24 protein-coding genes and 2 riboswitches are annotated in these 19,372 nt (G+C 63.2%); of the genes, 5 read left to right on the forward strand and 19 right to left on the reverse strand.

Annotated elements, in window-relative coordinates:
- Positions 1-1,068: a cobalamin biosynthesis protein CobW gene (gene cobW, locus DM813_RS21235; protein ID WP_128325798.1), complete on the reverse strand. Its 1,068-nt coding sequence runs from the start codon at positions 1,066-1,068 to the stop codon at positions 1-3.
- A 98-nt stretch (positions 1,069-1,166) separates the two neighbouring features.
- A riboswitch (cobalamin riboswitch) is annotated at positions 1,167-1,363 on the reverse strand.
- A 62-nt stretch (positions 1,364-1,425) separates the two neighbouring features.
- Positions 1,426-1,649, forward strand: a riboswitch (cobalamin riboswitch).
- A gap of 97 nt (positions 1,650-1,746) precedes the next feature.
- Here cobW and DM813_RS21240 point away from each other — a divergent pair.
- From DM813_RS21240 to DM813_RS21260, 5 genes are read left to right on the forward strand one after another with little or no spacing between them, the layout of a single operon-like run.
- Positions 1,747-1,932, forward strand: a complete 186-nt coding sequence (locus tag DM813_RS21240) for a CbtB domain-containing protein (protein ID WP_128325369.1) — start codon at positions 1,747-1,749, stop codon at positions 1,930-1,932.
- A 10-nt stretch (positions 1,933-1,942) separates the two neighbouring features.
- Positions 1,943-2,635 carry a CbtA family protein gene (locus tag DM813_RS21245; RefSeq protein WP_128325370.1) on the forward strand — a complete coding sequence of 231 codons (693 nt, stop codon included), beginning with the start codon at positions 1,943-1,945 and terminating at the stop codon, positions 2,633-2,635.
- A 5-nt stretch (positions 2,636-2,640) separates the two neighbouring features.
- Positions 2,641-3,042 (forward strand): cobalamin biosynthesis protein, encoded by a 402-nt coding sequence (locus DM813_RS21250; RefSeq protein ID WP_128325371.1) that lies wholly within the window; start codon positions 2,641-2,643, stop codon positions 3,040-3,042.
- 27 nt (positions 3,043-3,069) lie between these two features.
- The gene (gene cobM, locus DM813_RS21255; protein ID WP_128325372.1) at positions 3,070-3,816 is read left to right on the forward strand and encodes a precorrin-4 C(11)-methyltransferase; all 747 of its coding nucleotides are present in this window, start codon (positions 3,070-3,072) and stop codon (positions 3,814-3,816) included.
- 14 nt (positions 3,817-3,830) lie between these two features.
- Positions 3,831-4,076 (forward strand): DUF1272 domain-containing protein, encoded by a 246-nt coding sequence (locus DM813_RS21260; protein WP_128325373.1) that lies wholly within the window; start codon positions 3,831-3,833, stop codon positions 4,074-4,076.
- A gap of 75 nt (positions 4,077-4,151) precedes the next feature.
- Here the strand turns inward: DM813_RS21260 and DM813_RS21265 are convergent, their stop codons facing one another.
- From DM813_RS21265 to DM813_RS21350, 18 genes are all read right to left on the reverse strand, one after another.
- A complete protein-coding gene (locus DM813_RS21265; RefSeq protein ID WP_128325374.1) occupies positions 4,152-4,994 on the reverse strand; it encodes a CsgG/HfaB family protein in 843 nt (280 codons plus the stop codon).
- Positions 4,995-5,023: 29 nt separating this feature from the next.
- Entirely contained in the window at positions 5,024-5,443 is a 420-nt protein-coding gene (locus tag DM813_RS21270; protein WP_128325375.1) for a curli assembly protein CsgF, read from the reverse strand.
- Positions 5,440-5,835 (reverse strand): curli production assembly/transport protein CsgE, encoded by a 396-nt coding sequence (csgE, locus tag DM813_RS21275; protein ID WP_128325376.1) that lies wholly within the window; start codon positions 5,833-5,835, stop codon positions 5,440-5,442. Before csgE ends, DM813_RS21270 begins: the two co-directional genes overlap by 4 nt.
- The gene (locus tag DM813_RS21280; protein WP_128325377.1) at positions 5,832-6,362 is read right to left on the reverse strand and encodes a type II secretion system protein; all 531 of its coding nucleotides are present in this window, start codon (positions 6,360-6,362) and stop codon (positions 5,832-5,834) included. The genes csgE and DM813_RS21280 overlap by 4 nt, the downstream gene beginning before the upstream one ends.
- On the reverse strand, positions 6,337-6,711 hold the full coding sequence (locus tag DM813_RS21285) for a type II secretion system protein (protein ID WP_128325378.1): 375 nt from the start codon (positions 6,709-6,711) through the stop codon (positions 6,337-6,339). Before DM813_RS21285 ends, DM813_RS21280 begins: the two co-directional genes overlap by 26 nt.
- A 5-nt stretch (positions 6,712-6,716) precedes the next feature.
- A complete protein-coding gene (locus tag DM813_RS21290) occupies positions 6,717-7,190 on the reverse strand; it encodes a prepilin-type N-terminal cleavage/methylation domain-containing protein (protein WP_128325379.1) in 474 nt (157 codons plus the stop codon).
- Positions 7,191-7,193: 3 nt separating this feature from the next.
- Positions 7,194-9,017 (reverse strand): secretin N-terminal domain-containing protein, encoded by a 1,824-nt coding sequence (locus DM813_RS21295; protein WP_128325380.1) that lies wholly within the window; start codon positions 9,015-9,017, stop codon positions 7,194-7,196.
- Entirely contained in the window at positions 9,014-9,514 is a 501-nt protein-coding gene (locus tag DM813_RS21300; RefSeq protein WP_128325381.1) for a hypothetical protein, read from the reverse strand. Before DM813_RS21300 ends, DM813_RS21295 begins: the two co-directional genes overlap by 4 nt.
- Positions 9,514-10,062, reverse strand: a complete 549-nt coding sequence (gene pilO / locus DM813_RS21305) for a type 4a pilus biogenesis protein PilO (RefSeq protein ID WP_128325382.1) — start codon at positions 10,060-10,062, stop codon at positions 9,514-9,516. Before pilO ends, DM813_RS21300 begins: the two co-directional genes overlap by 1 nt.
- On the reverse strand, positions 10,049-10,591 hold the full coding sequence (locus DM813_RS21310) for a pilus assembly protein (RefSeq protein ID WP_128325383.1): 543 nt from the start codon (positions 10,589-10,591) through the stop codon (positions 10,049-10,051). The genes pilO and DM813_RS21310 overlap by 14 nt, the downstream gene beginning before the upstream one ends.
- A gap of 1 nt (position 10,592) precedes the next feature.
- The gene (locus tag DM813_RS21315) at positions 10,593-11,381 is read right to left on the reverse strand and encodes a hypothetical protein (RefSeq protein ID WP_128325384.1); all 789 of its coding nucleotides are present in this window, start codon (positions 11,379-11,381) and stop codon (positions 10,593-10,595) included.
- Positions 11,362-13,065 (reverse strand): GspE/PulE family protein, encoded by a 1,704-nt coding sequence (locus DM813_RS21320; protein WP_128325385.1) that lies wholly within the window; start codon positions 13,063-13,065, stop codon positions 11,362-11,364. The genes DM813_RS21315 and DM813_RS21320 overlap by 20 nt, the downstream gene beginning before the upstream one ends.
- 53 nt (positions 13,066-13,118) lie before the next feature.
- Positions 13,119-13,652 (reverse strand): response regulator, encoded by a 534-nt coding sequence (locus DM813_RS21325; RefSeq protein ID WP_128325386.1) that lies wholly within the window; start codon positions 13,650-13,652, stop codon positions 13,119-13,121.
- Positions 13,653-13,881: 229 nt separating this feature from the next.
- Positions 13,882-14,526: a SurA N-terminal domain-containing protein gene (locus DM813_RS21330; RefSeq protein WP_128325387.1), complete on the reverse strand. Its 645-nt coding sequence runs from the start codon at positions 14,524-14,526 to the stop codon at positions 13,882-13,884.
- Positions 14,523-16,058 (reverse strand): cytochrome c/ABC transporter substrate-binding protein, encoded by a 1,536-nt coding sequence (locus tag DM813_RS21335; RefSeq protein ID WP_241653216.1) that lies wholly within the window; start codon positions 16,056-16,058, stop codon positions 14,523-14,525. Before DM813_RS21335 ends, DM813_RS21330 begins: the two co-directional genes overlap by 4 nt.
- A gap of 5 nt (positions 16,059-16,063) precedes the next feature.
- Positions 16,064-16,732 (reverse strand): SCO family protein, encoded by a 669-nt coding sequence (locus DM813_RS21340; protein WP_128325388.1) that lies wholly within the window; start codon positions 16,730-16,732, stop codon positions 16,064-16,066.
- Positions 16,729-17,379: an SCO family protein gene (locus DM813_RS21345; RefSeq protein ID WP_128325389.1), complete on the reverse strand. Its 651-nt coding sequence runs from the start codon at positions 17,377-17,379 to the stop codon at positions 16,729-16,731. The genes DM813_RS21340 and DM813_RS21345 overlap by 4 nt, the downstream gene beginning before the upstream one ends.
- Positions 17,376-19,358 carry a cytochrome D1 domain-containing protein gene (locus DM813_RS21350; protein WP_128325390.1) on the reverse strand — a complete coding sequence of 661 codons (1,983 nt, stop codon included), beginning with the start codon at positions 19,356-19,358 and terminating at the stop codon, positions 17,376-17,378. Before DM813_RS21350 ends, DM813_RS21345 begins: the two co-directional genes overlap by 4 nt.
- Positions 19,359-19,372 lie beyond the last annotated feature (14 nt).

Genomic DNA, 19,372 nt, shown 5'->3' on the forward strand with positions numbered 1-19,372 from the left:
TCAAGCGCCCAGGGCGGCGCGCAGGCTCGCTTCCAGTTGCAGCGCATCCAGTTCCTGGCCGATCAGCACCAGGCGCGTGGTACGCGGCTCTTCGCTGCGCCAGGCGCGGTCGAAGTGTTTGTCGAAACGGGTCCCTACACCCTGGATCAGCAAGCGCATCGGCTTACCCGGGATGGCGGCAAAGCCTTTGACCCGCAGAATGCCGTGTTGAACCACAAGCTGGGTCAAGGCATCGAGCAGCAGGCTTTCGTCAGCTTCGGGCAGCTCGATGGAAATCGAGTCGAACGCATCGTGGTCATGATCATCGTGATCATCGTCGTCGTGGTGTGAATCATGATGCGTACGGCGGCCATCGATGTGCGCTTCGGACTCGGCGCCCAGGCCCAGCAACACTTCCAGCGGCAGGCGGCCGCTGCTGGCTTCGATCACCTTGACCGCTGGCGGCAGTTCTTCCTGCACTTCGGCCCGGACCTTGGCCAGGTCGTCGGCAGCAATGAGGTCGGCCTTGTTCAACACCACAAGGTCGGCACTGGCCAACTGGTCGGCGAACAGTTCATGCAGCGGCGACTCGTGATCCAGGTTCGGGTCGAGCTTGCGTTGGGCGTCGACCTGGTCGGGGTAAGCGGCAAAAGTGCCAGCAGCTACAGCCGGGCTATCGACGACGGTGATTACCGCGTCAACCGTGCAGGCATTGCGGATTTCCGGCCATTGGAACGCCTGAACCAGTGGTTTTGGCAACGCCAGCCCACTGGTTTCGATCAGGATGTGGTCGAGGTCGCCACGACGGGCGACCAGCTCGCGCATCACCGGGAAGAACTCTTCCTGCACGGTGCAGCACAGGCAGCCGTTGGCCAGTTCATAGACACGGCCGTTGGCTTCCTCCTCGGTGCAGCCGATGCTGCATTGCTTGAGGATCTCGCCGTCGATGCCCAGCTCGCCGAACTCGTTGACGATCACCGCAATACGGCGCCCCTGGGCGTTGTCGAGCATATGCCGCAGCAGCGTGGTTTTACCCGAGCCGAGGAAACCGGTCACGATGGTGACGGGGAGTTTTGCCAGTGTTTTCATGTCGTCGATGCCCTTGGCAGGATGGCGGGCATGCGGGACGAGAGCCACAGGCAGTATTGCCTGGGCGCGTTCGCCACCGGATCACCCCGCCCGGTTTATGTCGGAAACTGATCGAGGCAGGTCTCCTGGCTTGCATTGCACAGGCGCAAGGCCCGTTGAACGACGCCTTCCCGCAAGGATGCAGTGGCTGTGTCGAACGCTTCAATGCTTACAGTTGCGGGGGCAGCCGCGGCTTTGACCGCGTTCCCGTCTTAGCTTCGGCCAGTGCCGAAGAACCTCGAAAGCGCAAGGCTACGCAGTGCCCGGTAAGCGGTCAACTGCTGTCACGATTGACGCATGCCCTCGCCCGTGATTTGCTAACGCCATTCGTTTGGGTGCCCTTGAATGGGTGAAACTGGGAAACCGGTGCGTCATACGCTGCTTCAAGCGCGGCATGACAAGTCCGGTGCTGCCCCCGCAACGGTAAGTGAGAAAAGCGTCTGAACCACTGTGCCTGCAGTCTGGCATGGGAAGGAGACGCCTTTGGCGAGCACCTGCTCGCCCTCATCAGCCCGGAGACCGGCCCGACACTGATCTGACAAACCCGCGGTGGGCGGGCGCTGTTGCAACCCCTGGGCGAAGTCCGTGCAGGGGTTTGCTGCGCTTGCCTGTTGCCGACAACACCAAAAGGAAAGCGCCATGCCTATCACCACCGCCAGTCACTCAGCCGTTACCCCTTCCAGCCTCAGCCAGCGCCTGCTGGTTGCCGTCGGTGCCTCGCTGCTGGGCCTGTGCCTGGTCTACTTCGCCGGTTTCTCGCACATCGAAGCGGTGCACAACGCTGCCCACGACACCCGCCACAGCGCCGCCTTCCCTTGCCACTGAGTGCCGCCCGATGATCAAGCGTATTGCACGTACTGCAGGATTTGCCGGCCTGTTGGCTGCCCTGCTGTTGACCCTGCTGCAGAGCTTCTGGGTCGCGCCCCTGATTCTTCAGGCCGAAACCTATGAAAGCGCAGCCCCGGCGCCAGAGGCGCACGAACATGCGCCAGGTGTTGCCGCCGACCACCACCACGACAGCGAAGCCTGGTCGCCGGAAGATGGCTGGCAGCGCGTGCTCTCGACCACCGGTGGCAACCTTGTGGTCGCCGTCGGCTTTGCCCTGATCCTTGCCGCGCTGTATACCCTGCGTGCACCGAAGACCGTCGTCAGTGGCGCGTTGTGGGGCCTGGGTGGTTTTGCCGTGTTCTGCCTGGCGCCGACCCTGGGCCTGCCACCGGAACTGCCAGGTACTGCCGCCGCTGACCTTGCCCAGCGTCAGGCCTGGTGGGTAGGCACCGCTGCCGCCACTGCAGCCGGGCTGGGCTTGATCGCGTTCGCCCACAACTGGCTGTTTAAAGTGCTTGGCGTGGTGTTGCTGGTGATTCCTCATGTGATCGGCGCGCCGCAACCAGAGGTCCATGAAATGCTGGCGCCAGAAGCTCTGGAAGCCGAGTTCAAGGTCGCCTCCCTGCTGACCAACGCCGCGTTCTGGTTGGCCCTGGGCCTGATCAGCGCCTGGCTGTTCCGTCGCCCGAGCCAGGCCTGAACCCGATGCAGTTGTTCGTCGGCCTGGGTTGCCGACGAGGCTGTCCGGTGGAAACGCTGGCCGGCTTGCTGGAGCACACTCTCAAGGCCCACGACCTGCCACTGGCAGCCGTCGCGGGCCTGGCCAGTATTGACCTCAAGCAGCATGAGCCCGGGCTGCAGCAACTGGCCCGGCAACTCAATGTGCCCCTGCTGTTCTTTTCCGTGCCCCAGCTGGCTGCTTTCGAGCAGCAATTGAGCCATCGATCGACGGTGTCCTACCAGCACAGCGGGTGTTACGGCGTTGCCGAAAGCGCGGCCCTGGCGCTGGCCGAGCACTTCGCCGGCACTGCGCAGTTGTGCGTTACCCGCACCCTGCTGCGCGATGCCAGCCTGGCATTGGCGACAAGCCCCGGGTTTGACCGATAATTCCCGCTTTCTCTTCTAGGATTTCCCATGACTGTCTACTTCATCGGCGCAGGCCCCGGCGATCCGGACCTGATCACCGTCAAGGGCCAGCGCCTGATTCATCGCTGCCCGGTGATCATCTACGCAGGTTCGCTGGTACCCGCCGCCGTACTGGAAGGGCACAGCGCCCAGACCGTCATCAACAGCGCCGAGCTGCACCTTGCACAGATCATCGACGCCATGCAGTTAGCCCACCAACAGGGCCTGGATGTCGCCCGCGTGCACAGCGGCGACCCGAGCCTGTATGGCGCAATCGGTGAGCAGATCCGTTATCTGCGCGAGCTGGGCATTCCGTACGAGATCGTCCCCGGCGTTACCGCAGTGGCCGCCAGTGCCGCGCTGCTCGGCTGTGAACTGACCCTGCCGGACATCGCCCAGACCGTAATCCTCACCCGTTACGGCGATAAATCACCGATGCCTGCCGGTGAGCAACTGGCCGACCTGGCCCGCCACCGCACTACCCTGGCGATTCACCTGGGGGTCAAGCATCTGGAGAGGATCGTCGAGGAGCTGCGCCCGCACTACGGCGGTGACTGCCCGATTGCTGTGGTCCATCGCGCGACCTGGCCCGATCAGGACTGGGTGCTCGACACCCTTGATGGTATTGTCCAGCAGGTACAGGCCAAGGGTTTTCGTCGTACCGCGCTGATTCTCGTCGGCCACGTGTTGGCCAGCGACAGCTTTGCCGAGTCGGCGTTGTACCGTGCCAGTCATGCCCACCTTTATCGTCCCTGAACGAGGAGTCGACCATGCTCGACCTGCGACCCAACTGTGAGTGCTGCGACCGCGACCTGCCCGGAAACAGCCAGGATGCATTGATCTGCTCGTTTGAGTGTACGTTCTGCAAGGACTGCAGTGAGCAACACCTGAAGGGACAGTGCCCGAACTGTGGCGGCGAACTGGTGAAGCGACCTCCACGGGCCGTGGAAAAGCTGGTGAAGTACCCGGCGTCGACCAAGCGGGTGCTCAAGGAGCACGGCTGCCCGTCGCATTAACAGGCGTTTGGCCATTGTGCGAGCCGGCATCGCCAGCGATGGGCTGCAGGGCAGCCCCCGAGGCCCCGCAGCGTCTCATTGGGCCTGGTACTGGCTCAGGTACTTGTTCAGTACTTCGTTATCACCGCTGCCATCCCCCGCCACCTGCCACAGGCGCCGTTCGATACCTTGTGCCAGCAAGTGACCAACCGCCGATTCGATGGCCGACAGCACGCACAGTTGTGCCGGTTCGTTGGTGGTGTAGCCCACTTCGGCTTCCAGCAGCTTCTTGAACTCGATGAACTTGAACACCCCGGCACTGCGCCCGACCGAGTAGATGGTCTTGCTGGTCATGACATTGGCCAGCACCTGGCCGCTGCGCACATCCACCGCCCGCAGGTTCACGGAAACCTGGTCGACCCGGTACTCACGGGAGATGTCGATGCCCAGGTAGCGCGCGCCTTCTCCGCCGCTGCGAACGTTGGTGTCGTAGGCAATGATGCCACCCTCGAGCATCAGGTTGGCCGCCTGCAGCGGTGGCAGTTCGCCCTGGATGTTCACCGGGGTATCCGGCTTTTTCTGTGAGGCACGGATGATCTTGCGTTCGGTCAGCAGGTTCTGCAGCCCTTCACGCTCCAGCACCACAAACCAGCCGCTGGCTTGCAAGGCGTCCATCAGCATGCTCGCCGCACCTTGGGTCACGCTGGTGGAAAACGAGCTTGCCGGGGTCGGTTTGTATTGACCGGTCTGGTCACGGAACCCATACACCACAGCCATCAAGCGACCTTTAGGCCGCGGCATGTTGAGCAGGTCGTAGTAGGTAGACGCCCGCGGCGTCAGGGTCGGCGTTTCGCCGTCTTGCTCGGCGGACATCGGCTCGCGCAAGCTGCAACCTTGCAAGGTGGCCAGCATCAGCAGTGCGGTCAGAATTCTTTTCATTTTGTCACTCCCCGTTGACCCCGCCCTTTTTATGGGTTCAGGCCGTTCACCTGAACTTCGGAAACTTCCCCGGTTACCCGGTCGGTGATCTGTATGCTCAGCGCGCCCGAGTCGTCGATGACATTGATGAGAAAGGCATCGGTTTGCAGGCTGCCGGTGTTGCCGTTATTGATGTTGGTGAGCAACTGCGACAACAGCCGTGACTCCAGCTGGCTGGTGAAGCGCTCCAGTGCCGAGGTGCTGGCAAAGGCCGAGGCCCGATCTTTGATCGCAGGGTCCTCGTGGTCGTTTTGCGCCTGGGCGTTGTTGAGCAGCCAGGTGCCATTGAGCGGGTTGCCGCCGAAGGCCGGGTTGACCGGGGTGTACACCAGTTCGGTGGCACCCGCCTGACTGCCCAGGGCAGCCAGCAAGAACAGGGAGGCCAGGCGGCAGGTATTGTTGTTGTTCATAGCTCGTCCCTCTCTAGATCGGTGGTGTCTTGCAGCAGCATCTGCAGCTTGCGCTGGGCGATCTGCGCCCTGACCAGGTCAGCCGCTTCATAGGCGGCGTCCTTCAGCTCGGTGGTGTTGGGTGGCAAAAAGCGTCTGTAGATCAAGCGTTGCTCGTACTCGACCGTCACCAGGCTGCCCCAGCGTGCGTCCGGCCGTTCGCGTACCACCAGGTTGAAATCCAGGCGACTGGTGGCACGCAGCCGCTCGGCAAAGCTGTAATAGAAGTCGTGCCCGATGTGCGAGATGGTGTTGTCGACGATAAAACCCATCATCTCGTCCTCGGCGCCGCCGCGGGCGGTGCCGGCCAACAGCACCAGGGCCAGGGCGCAAGCCGTCAGTTGGCGGTTCATTGCCCTACCCCCTGGGCCAGGCCCTTCTGTGCACCGGCGGCCGTTTCGGCAAAGGCTTTCTCGGCGACGAACTGCCAGTCGGCGTAATGGCTCAGGCCTTCGAAGTCCGACCACTGCGCGGCAAAACCGGTCTGCTTCAGCGGGGCCTGGTCCGAGCGGCTGTACACCCCGGTGATGCGCCCGTCGATCGAGCGCACCAGGCCCCAGTCGTCGCTGCCAGTGATCGGGTCGGGATAGAGCCTGCGCAGGTGGCGCTTGACGTTCGGGTAGCGCGGGTCTTCGAGTAGCTCGTCCAGGGTCTGCGGGTACTGGGCCAGGCCCGGCGAGTTGCGGTAGTAACTGCGCAACGCCTGGGCGTACTGGGTGCCCACCCAGAGCAGGTCACGTTCACGCTCGCGCAGGGCCTGGGTCGACCACAGGGTGACGGTCGAGCCCAGGGCGATGGCTGACACGGCGATCAGCAACAGCACGCCCAGGTAGGTGAAGCCTGCCTCGGCAGTGCTACCACTCGGCATAGAGGCTGCCATCACGCGCCCTCCCGGTTGCACCGCTCTTGATGTCGGCGACAGACCCGGCCACCCCTTCCGGTGGCGCTACCACCTGCCACAAGTCGCGGCGTTCGGTGATCGGATCGAGCGGCGCACTGCGCAGGTAACGTTGTTCGACCAGTTGCTCCAGCGACTCGGGATAGTGGCCGGTGTCGCCGTAGTAGTGGTCCAGCGCCTCGCGCATGACCGCCAGGCTCTGGCGCAAGGTGGCTTCGCGCGACGTTTCCAGGCTCTGGAAATAGCGCGGCATGGCGATGGTCATCAGCGTGGCGATGATCGCCATCACCACCAGCAACTCAATCAGCGTAAACCCCTGGTTGCGTTTCATGCCAGTCACCACTGCCCGTAGGCTATACCGTTGAGGCCCTTGCCCCGAGCCTTGGAGTAAACGTCGAAGACGTCTTCACCGTCGCGCGGGTTCTGAGCGGAACTGTCGTAACTGCGCACGCCCCAGCCACCGTCATCGTCGCGTTTGCTGGTGGTGAACGGGTCGTGAGGTATGCGCCGCAGAAAGTAGAACTTGGCCCCCTTGGCACTGCGCACATCGCGCACGCCGTCCACCAACACGTTCAGGTTCGGCGGATAGCCGCTGGCGTTGAGCGACTTCTCGATGTAGCCGGCATCGAAGGCACGTTTGTAGGCGTCGATGGCATCGCGGATCTGATACAGCGCGGTTTTCAGCTCCTGTTCCTTGCCCCGGCGCACCAGGGTCTCGGTCAGCGGTGCGGCAATCGAGGCGAGCAACCCGAGCAGCGCCAGGGTCAGCATCACTTCGATCAGGCTGAATCCTGCCATCGACCGTTTCATGGCTCAGGGCCTCACGCCGGTAGGTGCTGCGGCGATCGGTTGCTCCAGCTCCACCTCGACATTGCGGTTGAGGTTGCGGATCTGCATGCTGGTTTCAGTGCCGGTAGGAAACTCCATGTCCGAAGGGCTCTGGTAAGGCAGGTTGCGCACGATGCGCGGGGTAATCGACAGCACCAGCTCAGACTGGGTCTTGTCATTACGATTGCTGCCAAACAGCCGGCCCAGGCCGGGGATGTCACCAAGCCCCGGAATCTTGTTGCCGCTGGCGCCTTCGTCATTGCGTACAAGCCCGGCCAGTACCTGGGTTTCACCGTCGTGCAGACGCAGGCTGGTCTGCGCGTTGCGGGTGTCGACCTGAACCGGAATGGTGCCCTGGCGGGTCGGTTCCAGCGGTTTGGCGTTACTCACTTCAAGGGATACCTTGATCGCCACTTCGTTGTTCAGGTGCACAACCGGCGTCACCTCAAGCTTCAGACCGACATCCAGGTAGGTAATGCTTTCAGTAATCACCGGCCCCTGGGTCGAGGGCACCGAGGTGGCACTGACGATCGGCACCCGTTGACCGATGTGGATGCGCGCCTGCTCACGGTTGCTGACGCGGATGACCGGGCTGGCCAGGGTGTTGATGTCGTTGTCCTGGGCATTGATCTTGGCCTGAGGCGCCGGGGCGATACTGATCCGCGACGAGTTGATGCCGCGCAGTTGGTCAAGGACGCTGACCGGATTGCCTTCATCGTTGAGGAGGCCGAAGGTGTTCGGCCATTGCAGGCCAAGCTCGAGGATGCGCGAGCGGGCCACCTCCATCACCTCGACTTCCAGCACCACTTCCGGGTTGGACTGGTCCTGGGACTGCAGCAGCTTTTCGGCCATGCGCACGGCATCGGGGGTGTCGCGCATGGTCAGGGTGTTGAGGCGCTCGTCGACGAATACATCGCGGGTCTTGAGCATGGTTTTGACCATGTTCAACGCGGTGTTGGAATCAATGCTGGTCAGGTAGAAGGTGCGCATGACCAGTTCCTGGTAGTCCTTGGTCTTCTGCGGAGAATCCGGGTAGATCAGCACGGTGTTGTCGTTCACTACCTTCTGGTGCAGCTGGTTCTGGTCCAGCAACAGCGACACCGCGTCTTCGATTTTCACGTCGCGTACGAAGATGGTGGCCTTCATGTCCGGGCGCAGGTCTTTGTCGAAGATGAAGTTCAGCCCGGCAACCTGCGACAGCACCTCGAAGATGGTCTTGAGGTTCGCGTCGCGAAACTCCAGGGTCACCGGCCGTTCCAGCTTGGTGCGCAATTGCGGATTGGGCTGGGCCGTACGGCTTTGCACCAGCTCGATGTCTTTGCGCAGGGCCAGGCCGCCTTCGTTCTGGGGGTCGAGCTGAAGCACTTCACGCATGTGCCGCTCGGCGCCGAACAGGTCACCGCTGCGCAGCGCAGCCTGACCCAGGGCGACGCGCTCACCGATGTTGCGCATCTGCTCGATCTGCCGCACACCTTCTTGTGCCCTGCGGTTGTTGGGTTCCAGGGTCAGTACCCGGCCGTACCCCATGCGTGCACCGGCAAAGTCGTGGCGGCTGCGGTCGCTGTCGGCTTGCGAAAGCAAGGTCTCGACAGCCTGGCGACGGCTCTGGATCACGGCGATGTTGAGGTCGGTGTCACGCGGGTCTTCTTTAAGGGCTTCTTCGAGCTGGGCGATACCGGCTTCGTATTGCCCTTGCGCCATCAGCTCTTTGGCCTCGTTGCGTACGCTCGTCGAGCCGCAGCCGCCCAGGGCGACGCAGAGGGCGAGCATCAAGAACGGCGCTTTGGTGCAGTGCCTGGACGATTTCATGGTGCGCTCCCTACAGACAAGGTCTGGGAAAGGTGCAATGGCAGGTAGACCAGGCTCAGCTCCGTAGCGGAGATCTGCTCGATCCGGTAGGTGTCATCGATCACGTCGCCGCGCCGCACGACGTAGAGCTTTTCGCCGTTTTGCAGGAAGACTTGTTGATCGTCCCGGTCGTCCAGGCGGCCAACAAACTGGAATGGCAGAACCGGCGCAGCAGGCGCCAGCGCAACAGGCTGTACTGCGACCGGCTGTTCGGTGACCGTGGCCAGCTGGGCCGCCGGTTTCCAGCTTTTGCTCGGGAACAGGTCGCGAAGGCTGAGGTCGGCTGGTTTGACGACCTGTTCACCGGCCTTGGCCGCCGCGCCTGCAGCCTTGTCTGCGGGGCTGACAATGGCTTCCCCTTCAGAAGCCGTGTCGTCAAAAAAGTACCCGGGAACCCAGGCCAGCACTGCGGCAGCGCCGAAGAACGCCAACCAGGCCAAGCGACGTTGAGTGTTCATCATGACCTCGACAGATAAAGGGTCATACGAATGCGGCCGGTCAGCTCGCTGTCGCCGATTTTCTTGCGCTGCAGATCGACGTCCTCAAGCACCAGCGCAGGTAACTGCCCGAGCAAGGCATGGACGAAGCGGCGGATCTGCGGGTAGCTGCCGCGCACCGGCAACAGGATCTGGTAGCGTGCCAGCTGGGTCTTGGGATCGACCCCGAGGGCATATTCGCCGCGGGCCAGGCTGATGCGTTCGGCCTTGGCCAGGCTGTAGATGCGGTCGATGGCCACCGTAGCCTGCGGCTGAGCGGGCAGTTGCTTGTGAAAGTCTTCGAGCTCATGCTGCGGCACTTGTGGCAGTTTCAGGTCGCCCCGTTTGAATTGCTGCAACTGGGCCCGAGCCTCCTCGCTCAGCTGTTGCTGCTGTTGCAGTTGCTGCCACTGCGGCAATACCACCAGGGCGCCATACAGCAGGCCCACCAGTACCAGCGCACCACCGGCCAGGCCAACCACGCCCAGCTGCCGGGCACGTTCGTGCAGAATCAGGCTATGGACGTGCATGGCCGATCTCCCAGGTCGCCGAAAGATTGAACTGCACCGGATGCTCAGGCTGTTTGGCCATGATTTCGTGGTTCAGCAGCGACACGTCGCTGAGTTCGCCACTGGCTTCCAGGCGTTTGTGGAAGGCCAGCATCGCCTCCAGGTCACGGGCTTCGGCACTGATGCGAACCTGGCCTTTGCGTGCGTCCGGGGTCAGGGTGAGCAGGGCTACATCATCCTGTGGCAAGGCTTCAAGCATGCCGAACAGGCGCTCCCAGGGCCGTTGCAGTTGCTGCGAAACACTGCGCATCTGGGCCAGTTTCTCGGCCTGCTCGCGGCTTTGCGCCGGGGTCAGCGAGGTCGCGTGTTCAGGGCGCTTGCCCAGTTGCCGCTCCAGTCCCTCCAGTTCCTGTGTTACCTGTGCCTGTTGCTGGCTGAAGCCCTGTTGCAGGGCAATGGCGCCTACCATCAGGCCGCCGCCGACTGCCAACAGCACCCAGGCCGAAAGGGCCGTGCGCCGTGGCTGAAAATCCAGTTCCAGGCGGCGCATTTCAGGCCACCGCCCGGGTCATGCGGCACAGTACATCGCCCGCCTCGCCGTCCAGTTCGCAGAGCTGCACGCCGTCCAGTGCCGGTGGCTGTTCCAGGCGCCCAGGGGCATGCAGGAACACCGGCAGTTCGCGCTCATTGGCGTTGAGTTCACATTGGCGGGCGATCAGCGCTTGCAGGGCAGCGTCGCTATCGCTACCGCCCTGGGTGCTGATCTGCTGCCACACGCCGTTCTGTGCCAACAGGCATACCGTGCGCTGTGGCTCGGCGAGCACAAAGAGGAAGTCGCTTTCGCCCAGTTGCCCGGCAAAGCGGTTGTAGGCAGCCATCAGATAAGGGCGGACCGAGCGCAGGCGCAGGCCCAGGTCCCGGCAATGTTCGTGCAGGCGTTGCAGCAAGGCTTCCGGCACAGCGGTTGCGATCCTTGCAGCGCCAGCGGCTTCCGGTGACACCACCAGGCGCCAGCCGTCGAGGCTCTGGCCGTAATGCGCCTCGAAACAGGCCCGGGCGTAGTGGTGCAGCTCAGCGGGACGGTTGATCGCCGCGCTCCAGGGCACCAGGCAAAAGCGGCAGTATTGCGCCGACAGCAGCAGTTGCAGTTCGGCGCCCTTGCAGCGTTGTTCCGCCAGCAAGCTATGCAGAGTGTCCAGCGCGAGGTTGGCGGCCTGGCTGCGCTCGGCGATAAAGCCGAGGCTGCCCAGCCAGTGGTGGTCCTGCCCCTGGCGTTGGCTCAGGCCGACACCTTGGGCGCCGAGTACGGCGATAAACCGATCAGGCGACAAATGTGACACGATTGATCTCCTCCAAGGTGGTCCGGCCATCGCGCACCAGTTCCAGTGCCGAGCTGCGCAACAGGCGCAGGCCGCGTTGACAGGCCAGGGCCCTGATCTGCGCCAGGGGCCGACGTTCGACGATCATTTGCCGCAGCTCATCGTCCAGGTGCAGCAGCTCGGCAATTGCGGTCCGCCCGCGATAACCGCTGCCGCGGCACTGCCCGCAGCCGCTGCCGTGAACAAAGCGATAGTCCCCCACCTGCCCGGCTTCGAGGCCCGACAGGCTCAACTCTTCATCGCTGGGCTGATGAGGGCTGGCGCAGTGCGGGCAGACCAGGCGAATCAGGCGCTGGGCCAGCACGGCGTTGAGTGCGGAGACGAAGCTGTAGGGATCGACCTGCATCTGGCTGAAGCGGCCGATCACATCAAAGACGTTGTTGGCGTGGATGGTGGTGAATACCAGGTGGCCGGTGAGCGCGGACTGCACGGCGATTTGCGCGGTGTCGGGGTCGCGGATCTCACCGACCATGATCTTGTCCGGGTCATGACGCAGGATCGAGCGCAGGCCACGGGCAAAGGTCAGGCCTTTTTTCTCGTTGACCGGGATCTGCAGGACGCCGGGCAGCTGGTATTCAACCGGGTCTTCAATGGTGATGATCTTGTCCACGCCGTGGTTGATCTCGCTGATCATGGCGTAGAGGGTGGTGGTCTTGCCGCTACCGGTGGGGCCGGTGACCAGGATCATCCCGTAAGGCTCGTTGGCCAGGCGGCGCAGGCTGCGCAGGGTGTGGTCCTCGAACCCCAGGGCCTGCAGCTGTACCCCGCTGACCCGGTCGGCCAGGTCTTGCTTGTCGAGCACCCGCAGCACTGCGTCTTCACCAAAGATGCTGGGCATGATCGACACACGAAAGTCGATCTGCCGGGCACTGATACCAATTTTGAAACGGCCGTCTTGCGGCACGCGCTTCTCGCCGATGTCCAGCTCGGCCATGACCTTGATCCGCGAGATCACCTGCTCGGCGAACTCGCTGCCACTGACCTTGCTGATGCTGTTGAGCACGCCGTCGATGCGGTACTTGATCACCAGGCCATTGCCGGTGACCCCCAGGTGGATGTCACTGGCGTGCATTTTCAGCGCATCGTAGAGGGTGGAGTTGACCAGTTTGACCACCCGGCTCTGGTCTTCGCTGATGCTGGCCAGCGACAGGCTTTGCAGCGTATCGAGCTCGGCAACCGCCTCGCTGTCGTTGTCCAGCGAATCGACGGCATGAAAGCTTTCTTCGTGGCGGGCAAGAAAACCGGCGAGGTCGGCGGCTTCAACCAGATACAGCGGCGCACCCTGCAGGCACTCGTCGATCCAGGCCAGGCGTGCGGCATCGAACGGGTCGGCAAATACGCCAAGGGCCTGGCCATTGTGCTCAAGGAAAATGAACTCGCGCTTCAGGCACTGAGCCAGGCTGACCCGGTCAAACAACGGGGTTGCAGCGAACAGCGCCTGACTGTCGAGTACCGGATAATGCAGGGTGAGGCCCAGACGGGCGACAAAATCAGCGGGGTTTGAAGCACTCAAGCGTTGCAGCGTATCGATCAGGCGCTCGGCGCTCTGTTCGGCGGTGGCGCGTGCCTGTGCCAGCAACTCGCGACCGAAGGGTGCAGGGGCACTACCCTGGGTGCAGACTACAGCGAGTGACACGGTTTCCATGACTTGCTCTCCAGCGCGGGGCGCGGCAAGCCATGTTCAGGTCTGCTCGCGCGTTATTCCCCGGTGAGCAGTTGGTCGTCGTCCGGATCCGGCTGCCTCGCGCCACTGCGTCGGCGATCTGCCAGAACCCAACTACCGTCGAACAACTGCAGGGGGAAACTTTCACTCCTGCTCTGGCGTCGTTCAACGAACCCTGTGTCCGTGTTGTCCTCAGGCCCGGCCTCGCGCTTGATGCCCATCAGGTCGTTGACTGCGCGGGCCAGTTCCGCGAGCGGAAAAGGCTTGAACAGGATATGGCTGACACCTAGCTGGCTGGCTCGCTCACGGACCTCGGCGGTCGGGTGGGCGGTGATCAGCACGAAATGACAGTTCCTGGTCTTGCGCACAGTCTCCAGTACCTGGAACCCCTCCATGTCGGGCAAGCGGAAATCGAGCACTATCACTTCAGGTTGGGTGCGTTCGGCTTCACCGATCGCACTGGCCCCGTCGTGGGCAACATGGACGTCCAGGCCTTGCGCATCCAGGTAAGCCTGGATATTGCCCGCAAGGGTCTGTTCGTCATCGACTACCAATACTGTGTTAACCAAGATCGACTCCTTGCAGCCTTTCAGGCCCGGTTTCCCGGTCTGGTGAAGTGCGACCTTGTACAGGCTTACGCATGCTTCGTGCCAGACCAGAGACGGCGCATTCAACGGTGCTATGTCGTTGATTTGTTAAGAGTAGACGCAAACGGGCCATGGCCCCTCCCCCAATCCCGGGGACCAGCTGGCGTTTTGCCCCTACCGATATCCCCAACATTGGGGGTCAGGTGAGTGATCAGTCAAGTCGTTGCACCTGCCCGGCGTCACGAAGACGCTGCAGCAAGGCATACCGTGCTTGCGACTGTTGCTGATCGATAAGGACGCGTTTGGCCAGAACCAGCCCCTGCTCTTCTTCGACAGAAGCGTCTGCGGTTTGGTTCTGCGCCTTTTGCAAATCGCGCTGATTGGCCAGATAAAAAGCCCGGACCTCAGCGGGGTCCGGCTCAACCACCTGGGCGGCCTGCATGAACACTTGCTGTGCAGCCAGTTCCTGACGGGTGTACTCGGCGAAGCTGTTGCGGTCAAAACCCGCATCGGCCAGGCGCTGCTCGAACGAGCGGGTGTTGCCGAATGCCTGGCGAAGCTGATCGACCTGCGCGTTGACCACAGTGTCACTGATTGTGATCCCCTGGCGCTGGGCCTCCTGCCACAGCAGCTCACGGTCGATCAGGTCGCTCAGGGCCTGGTCGCGCAAACGTTTGTACACGCTGGGGTTGCGAATACTGGTCAGCGCCCTGCCCTGGTCCTCCAGGTATTCGGCAAAGTAGCGTTCCAGACGCAGTTGGGTGATGGGTACGCCGTTGACCCGGGCCGCCAGCGGTCCCTCCTGCGCGTAAGTCGGCAGGGCCAGCATGCACAACAACAGACAGAGCAGCTTCATGGCGCATTCCCCTCGGCGACAGGACGATAAGCGGCTACCGGAAAGAACACCGGGCCGGGCATTTCCAGCGTGACCACATGGGCGCCGGCCAACCCCTGGCGGCGGCCCGGACCGAAATTCAGCGGCGGGGTGAGCCCGGTTTGCAGATCATGCAGGCCTTCCAGCGCCGTGATGAGCTTTTCACGGCTGGCATCGCGCCCGATTTGCTTGAGGGCATCGCCGAGCAGTTGCATCGCACACCAGGTGCTGACTTGCAAAACGCCCTGGCGCCCGTCCAGCCCTTGACGCTGGCGCATCGCACTGAGTGCCTGGCTGCCACCGGGCGTCCAGTCACCGGGGACGAAGGGATAGGCCAGGAACACCCTGCGCGACCAGTTTTCAGGCACCTGTGCAAGCTGGCTGGCCACCTGGTTGGCTGCGGCGAACAGGTACGGTGTGCGCCCCGCCTGTTGTAACTGCGCCGTGAGCTGGCCAAAGCCTTCGGCATCGCCCAGGTAGAAAATCGCCTGGCCGGTGGCGGCCTGCTCAGTCAGCGGCGCGGCCGTAACCTCGCCCCAGCCGCGGCGTTGCAGCTGCTGCAAAAGCTGCCGGGCCAGACCGGCCTGGGCCGGGTCGGCGTAAACGATCTGCGTGCCGGCCTGCTGCAGCGCCAGGTTGCCCTGGGCATAGTCGGCCAGGCTCAACAGTTGGTCATCCAGCCCCGGCAAGGGATCAAAGATCTGTGTACTGCGGCCTGCAGTCGGCGCCGCGCCAATCATGGGAATACGCGCCTTCTCCAAGCGGCTTGCCAGTGTCGATTCCAGGGCCGGTACCACGGGGGAGATCAAGGCGAATACCTGCTGCTGTTCGATCAGCTCGGTGAGCGCCTGTTCCGCACTGGCCCGGTCCGGACCGGGGTCAATACTGATCATCTGCAACTGCCGGCCATGAATCCCGCCCTGGCGGTTGAGTTGATCGATACGGTCATTGAGCACGGCGGCCACAACACGTGCCGAAGGCGCCAGCGGTCCCTGCTCGGGCAATAGTGTACCCAGGCGCAAGGTTTGCTCGCTCAAGCCCGGATCACGGTCATCGGCCAGGCGCTTGAGGTAGGCACTGAGGTTGCGCTGATCAGCCATGCTCAGGACAAAGCGTGGCATGGCCGGGTCCAGCTGATTGCCAGCGGGGTCTCGACCCTCCTGAATCGCCCGGGCCAGGCTGGCCTCGGTGTAGGCCGGATAGCGCCGGCCATTGGCGCTGCGCAGCCCCTGCCCTTGCGCTAGCCGCTGCCAGTTGAGTACCGGCGGCCTTACGCCGCCCTCTGCCCGCCCCAGCCCGTCGGCGCCGTGGCAACTGCCGCAGGGCACGACACTGGCCGGCACCAGCATGTCGGCGGCGCCGACGCGCGCTGACACCTGGGCATCGCTGCTCGACAGCCCCTCGCGGTACAGGCGCTTGCCGGCGTGTTCCGCCGGGCTCAGGTCGAGGGCCTGGGCCAGCGTGCTGACGATGAGCATCAGCACCAGCGTTCCGGCAGGCAGTGCCCGGCACATGATGCTCAACGTCCGGCCAGCGGCTGGGACAGCAGCTGCAGGCGTTGTGCGATAGCTTGCGCCGGTGCATCGGGGCGAATCTTGCTCCAGCGTTTATTGGCCACGTCGCCAGCGATCAGCTGCGTGGAGTGCTGCTCAGGGCTCGGGATCAAATGCCCCAGACGCGCCAGCACCAGGTCCATCTGCGCCTTGTCGCCGGTCAGGAACAACCAGTTGGGACCGTCCACACCTTGTTTCTCGGCAAAGGCCTTGAGCACTTGCGGGGTGTCGTTGGCCGGGTCGCTGCTCAGTGAAACAAAGGTCACTTTGCTGGCGGCCTCCTCCCCGAGCGCCTCGCGCACTTCGCGCAACTTGCGGGTGATCAACGGGCAGGCATCGTTGCAGTGAGTGAAGATGACATTGAGCAGCACCACCCGGTCCTTGAGCACATCGCTGTAGAAACGCAGGCTGTTGCCGTTCTGGTCCTGCACCAGGCTATCGGTGAAGTAGGCCTGGGCATCATGGGTGCCGGCGGTCGGCGTCACTGCACCTTGCGGTGCCTGCGGTGTTTGCGGCGCCTGGGGGGCGTGCCCTTCGTGGGCAAACGCCACCGAGCTCATGATCCACAGGCAGGCCCCGAGGGTCAGCCAGTCGAGCGCGCGCATGGGCGATTTGCGGCTAACGGTGGCGCTCATGGTTGCACCTCCTGGGCGATGGCTGTGTGTTTGGCGTGCACCCGGCGGGCGCTAAGGCGGTCAATTTCCTTGACCAGCAGCGCCGGGTCGGTAAAGCCGTAGAAGCGTGTCCATTTACCGCTGCGGCCATCACCCACCAGGATCAGCGGCGGGTGTTCGGCGAGGTTGGCACTGAAACTGCCGAGCCCCTTGAGGGTTTCGGTCACCGCATACGGCGAACCGGTGAGCCAGCTCCAGCCGGGGCCGACCTGGAATGCCTTGGCGTAGTCCTGCAGACGCTTGGAGTCATCACGCTGGGGGTCGACGCTGATCGACACCAGTTGCACTTCTTCGCCCACCCGTCCACCCAGCTGCTTTTGCACCTTGCCCATGATCGACGACACCACCGGGCACACGGTGGTGCAACTGGTGTAGATGAAGCCCATCACCACCAGGTGGTCGGAGACCAGGTCCTTTTCCAGGCGCACTGGCATGCCGTTCTGGTCCAGAAGCTGGACGTCGGCAAAGCGCACCGAGGTTTTCTCCTGGAAGGCAGCGGGTGCACCGTGGCCACTATGGTCACCATGGTCGCCATGGGCCTGGGCCAGGCCACAACTGGCGGCCAGCAGGCACAGGCTGAACAGTTTGCAGCGATTGAGCCTATTCATCGCACACTCCTTGAACCCAGGTCGGACGCTTGTTGGGCGGTAGCGGGCAGCACCCGCAAACTGGTGTAGTTCTTCTCGGCAAAGGCACTGCCCAGCGACGGCGCCTGTACATGCACGTACCAGGCACCGGCTTCGGCCAGCTCCAACTGTGCTTCGTAGACGCCATCGCCCACTTCATGCACGCGACTGTCGCGGGCTTGTGACGAGGGTGCCAGGAAGTAGCGCACGCTCAGGTCCTTGATGCCGTTGCGCGGAGTGCCGTTGCCTTCGACGATGCGAAAACGCGCGGTGTAGGTACTGCCCTGCAGGACCATCTTGGGGTCGAGCATGAATTCGACCTGTGGCGTTTGCCGGTGCTTCGCGGTCGGCGACACCGCCACTTCAGTGCTGAAGCAATGGATGATCTGCGGTTGATTGAGCAGGAAGGCGACATCAAAGGTACCCGCCGCTGGCAGTTTGATGGTCGAGCTGTACACCCCGGGCGACACCTCGCGCAGGCTGCGGTCGATCACCAGTGCCGCACGGGCGTTGTGCCCGCGGTTGGCGTAGCCGGACATCGGTGCGTTCATGCCTTCGGCATAAAAGTAGGTGGTGTTGTCGACCGGGTTGACCACAAACACCGAGTTCTCGTCACGGGCTACTGTCAGGCCCTGGGCCAACGGCAGGTCGCCCGCCTGGCGCGGCGCCGCCGGCCCGGCTTCAAAACCCTGGACAATCGGCTGACGGCCTTCGCCCAGGCTGCTCAGGTTGATCATGGTGACCTTCGGTGAGGCCAGGCCGCGCACATAGGCATAGGCTTTGGTGAAGGTCAGCTGGTAGGGTTCGGCAGCGACCGGCAAGCTGTGGATCAGCTGGTCGGTACTGGCGTCGATCACCAGCGCCTGGCTTTCCAGGGTGTTGAGCACAATGCCAAAGCGCCCGTCGCCGCTGAAGCGCATCGGTCCAAGGCCCTGATGGCCCTGGATGGTGTGCCGCAGTTCATGGTTGCGGGCATCGATCACGCTGATGCTGCCTTCGCGGCCATCGGCTACATACACTGCCTGCGACAACGCCGAGTACGCCACCGACAACGGATGCGGGCCGACCTTGAGCGTTTTAACCAGGCGCATTTCGCTGGCATCGATGACGCTCAGGGTACCGCTGTCGCGGTTGCTGACATAGGCGTAGCGGGAATCGGCACTGAAGGCGATTTCGTGATGGCCGGTGCCGGTGGCAAAAAACTTCAGGGTCTTGCGGCTGGGCACATCGATCACGGTGACGCCGCTGTGCGCCGGATCGCTGGCATTGTTACCCACCCACAGCAGGCGCTGGTCCGGTTGCAGGGCAACCCGCAACGGCTGCTTGCCGGCGTTGATGTTGGTCACGCGCTGAAAGGTCGCGGTGTCGATCAACGCCACTTCACCGCGCTCAGGCATCGACACGAACACCTGCTTGTCGTCACTGCTGGCGACCCAGTCCATGGGCACGCCGGGCAGTTCAATGCGCGCCAGGGTGCTTGTAACGCCACCTACCGAGACATTCGGGTCGATCACGGTAAGGCTGGCATCCTTGTTCAGCACCAGCAGGAAGTAGCTGTTGAGATCCAGCAAAGGCCGCGCGCCAATACTGCTTTTGAGAAACAACGCCACCCGCGCCTTGCAGCTCTTGTTGCGGTCTTTGGCCGCATCGCCGCTCAGCGCCGGGTCCAGCCAGGCGCCGGGCGACACCCCCGACAGTGGCTGGCCGCTGTTCTGGTCGGTGACCTTGAAACGGACGCTGGCGAATGCCCCCTCCGTCAGCACCCCGTCACTGCCCAGTGGCCGCGCCTCGAACTCGACCGTGACGCCGTCACGGCTGAGTCGGTGCAGGCCCTGTGGATCGCTCTCGACAGCCACCTCGCCGCGTGGGTCGCACCACAGGCTCTCGTAGCTGATACCCAGGCCCATCAGGGTCAACCCTGCCATCAAGCCCAGGTACAGCGGTCGATTCTTCTTGTTCATGACACTCCCCCTAT

The organism is Pseudomonas alkylphenolica (assembly GCF_004025535.1).
GTDB classification, from domain to species: domain Bacteria; phylum Pseudomonadota; class Gammaproteobacteria; order Pseudomonadales; family Pseudomonadaceae; genus Aquipseudomonas; species Aquipseudomonas alkylphenolica_A.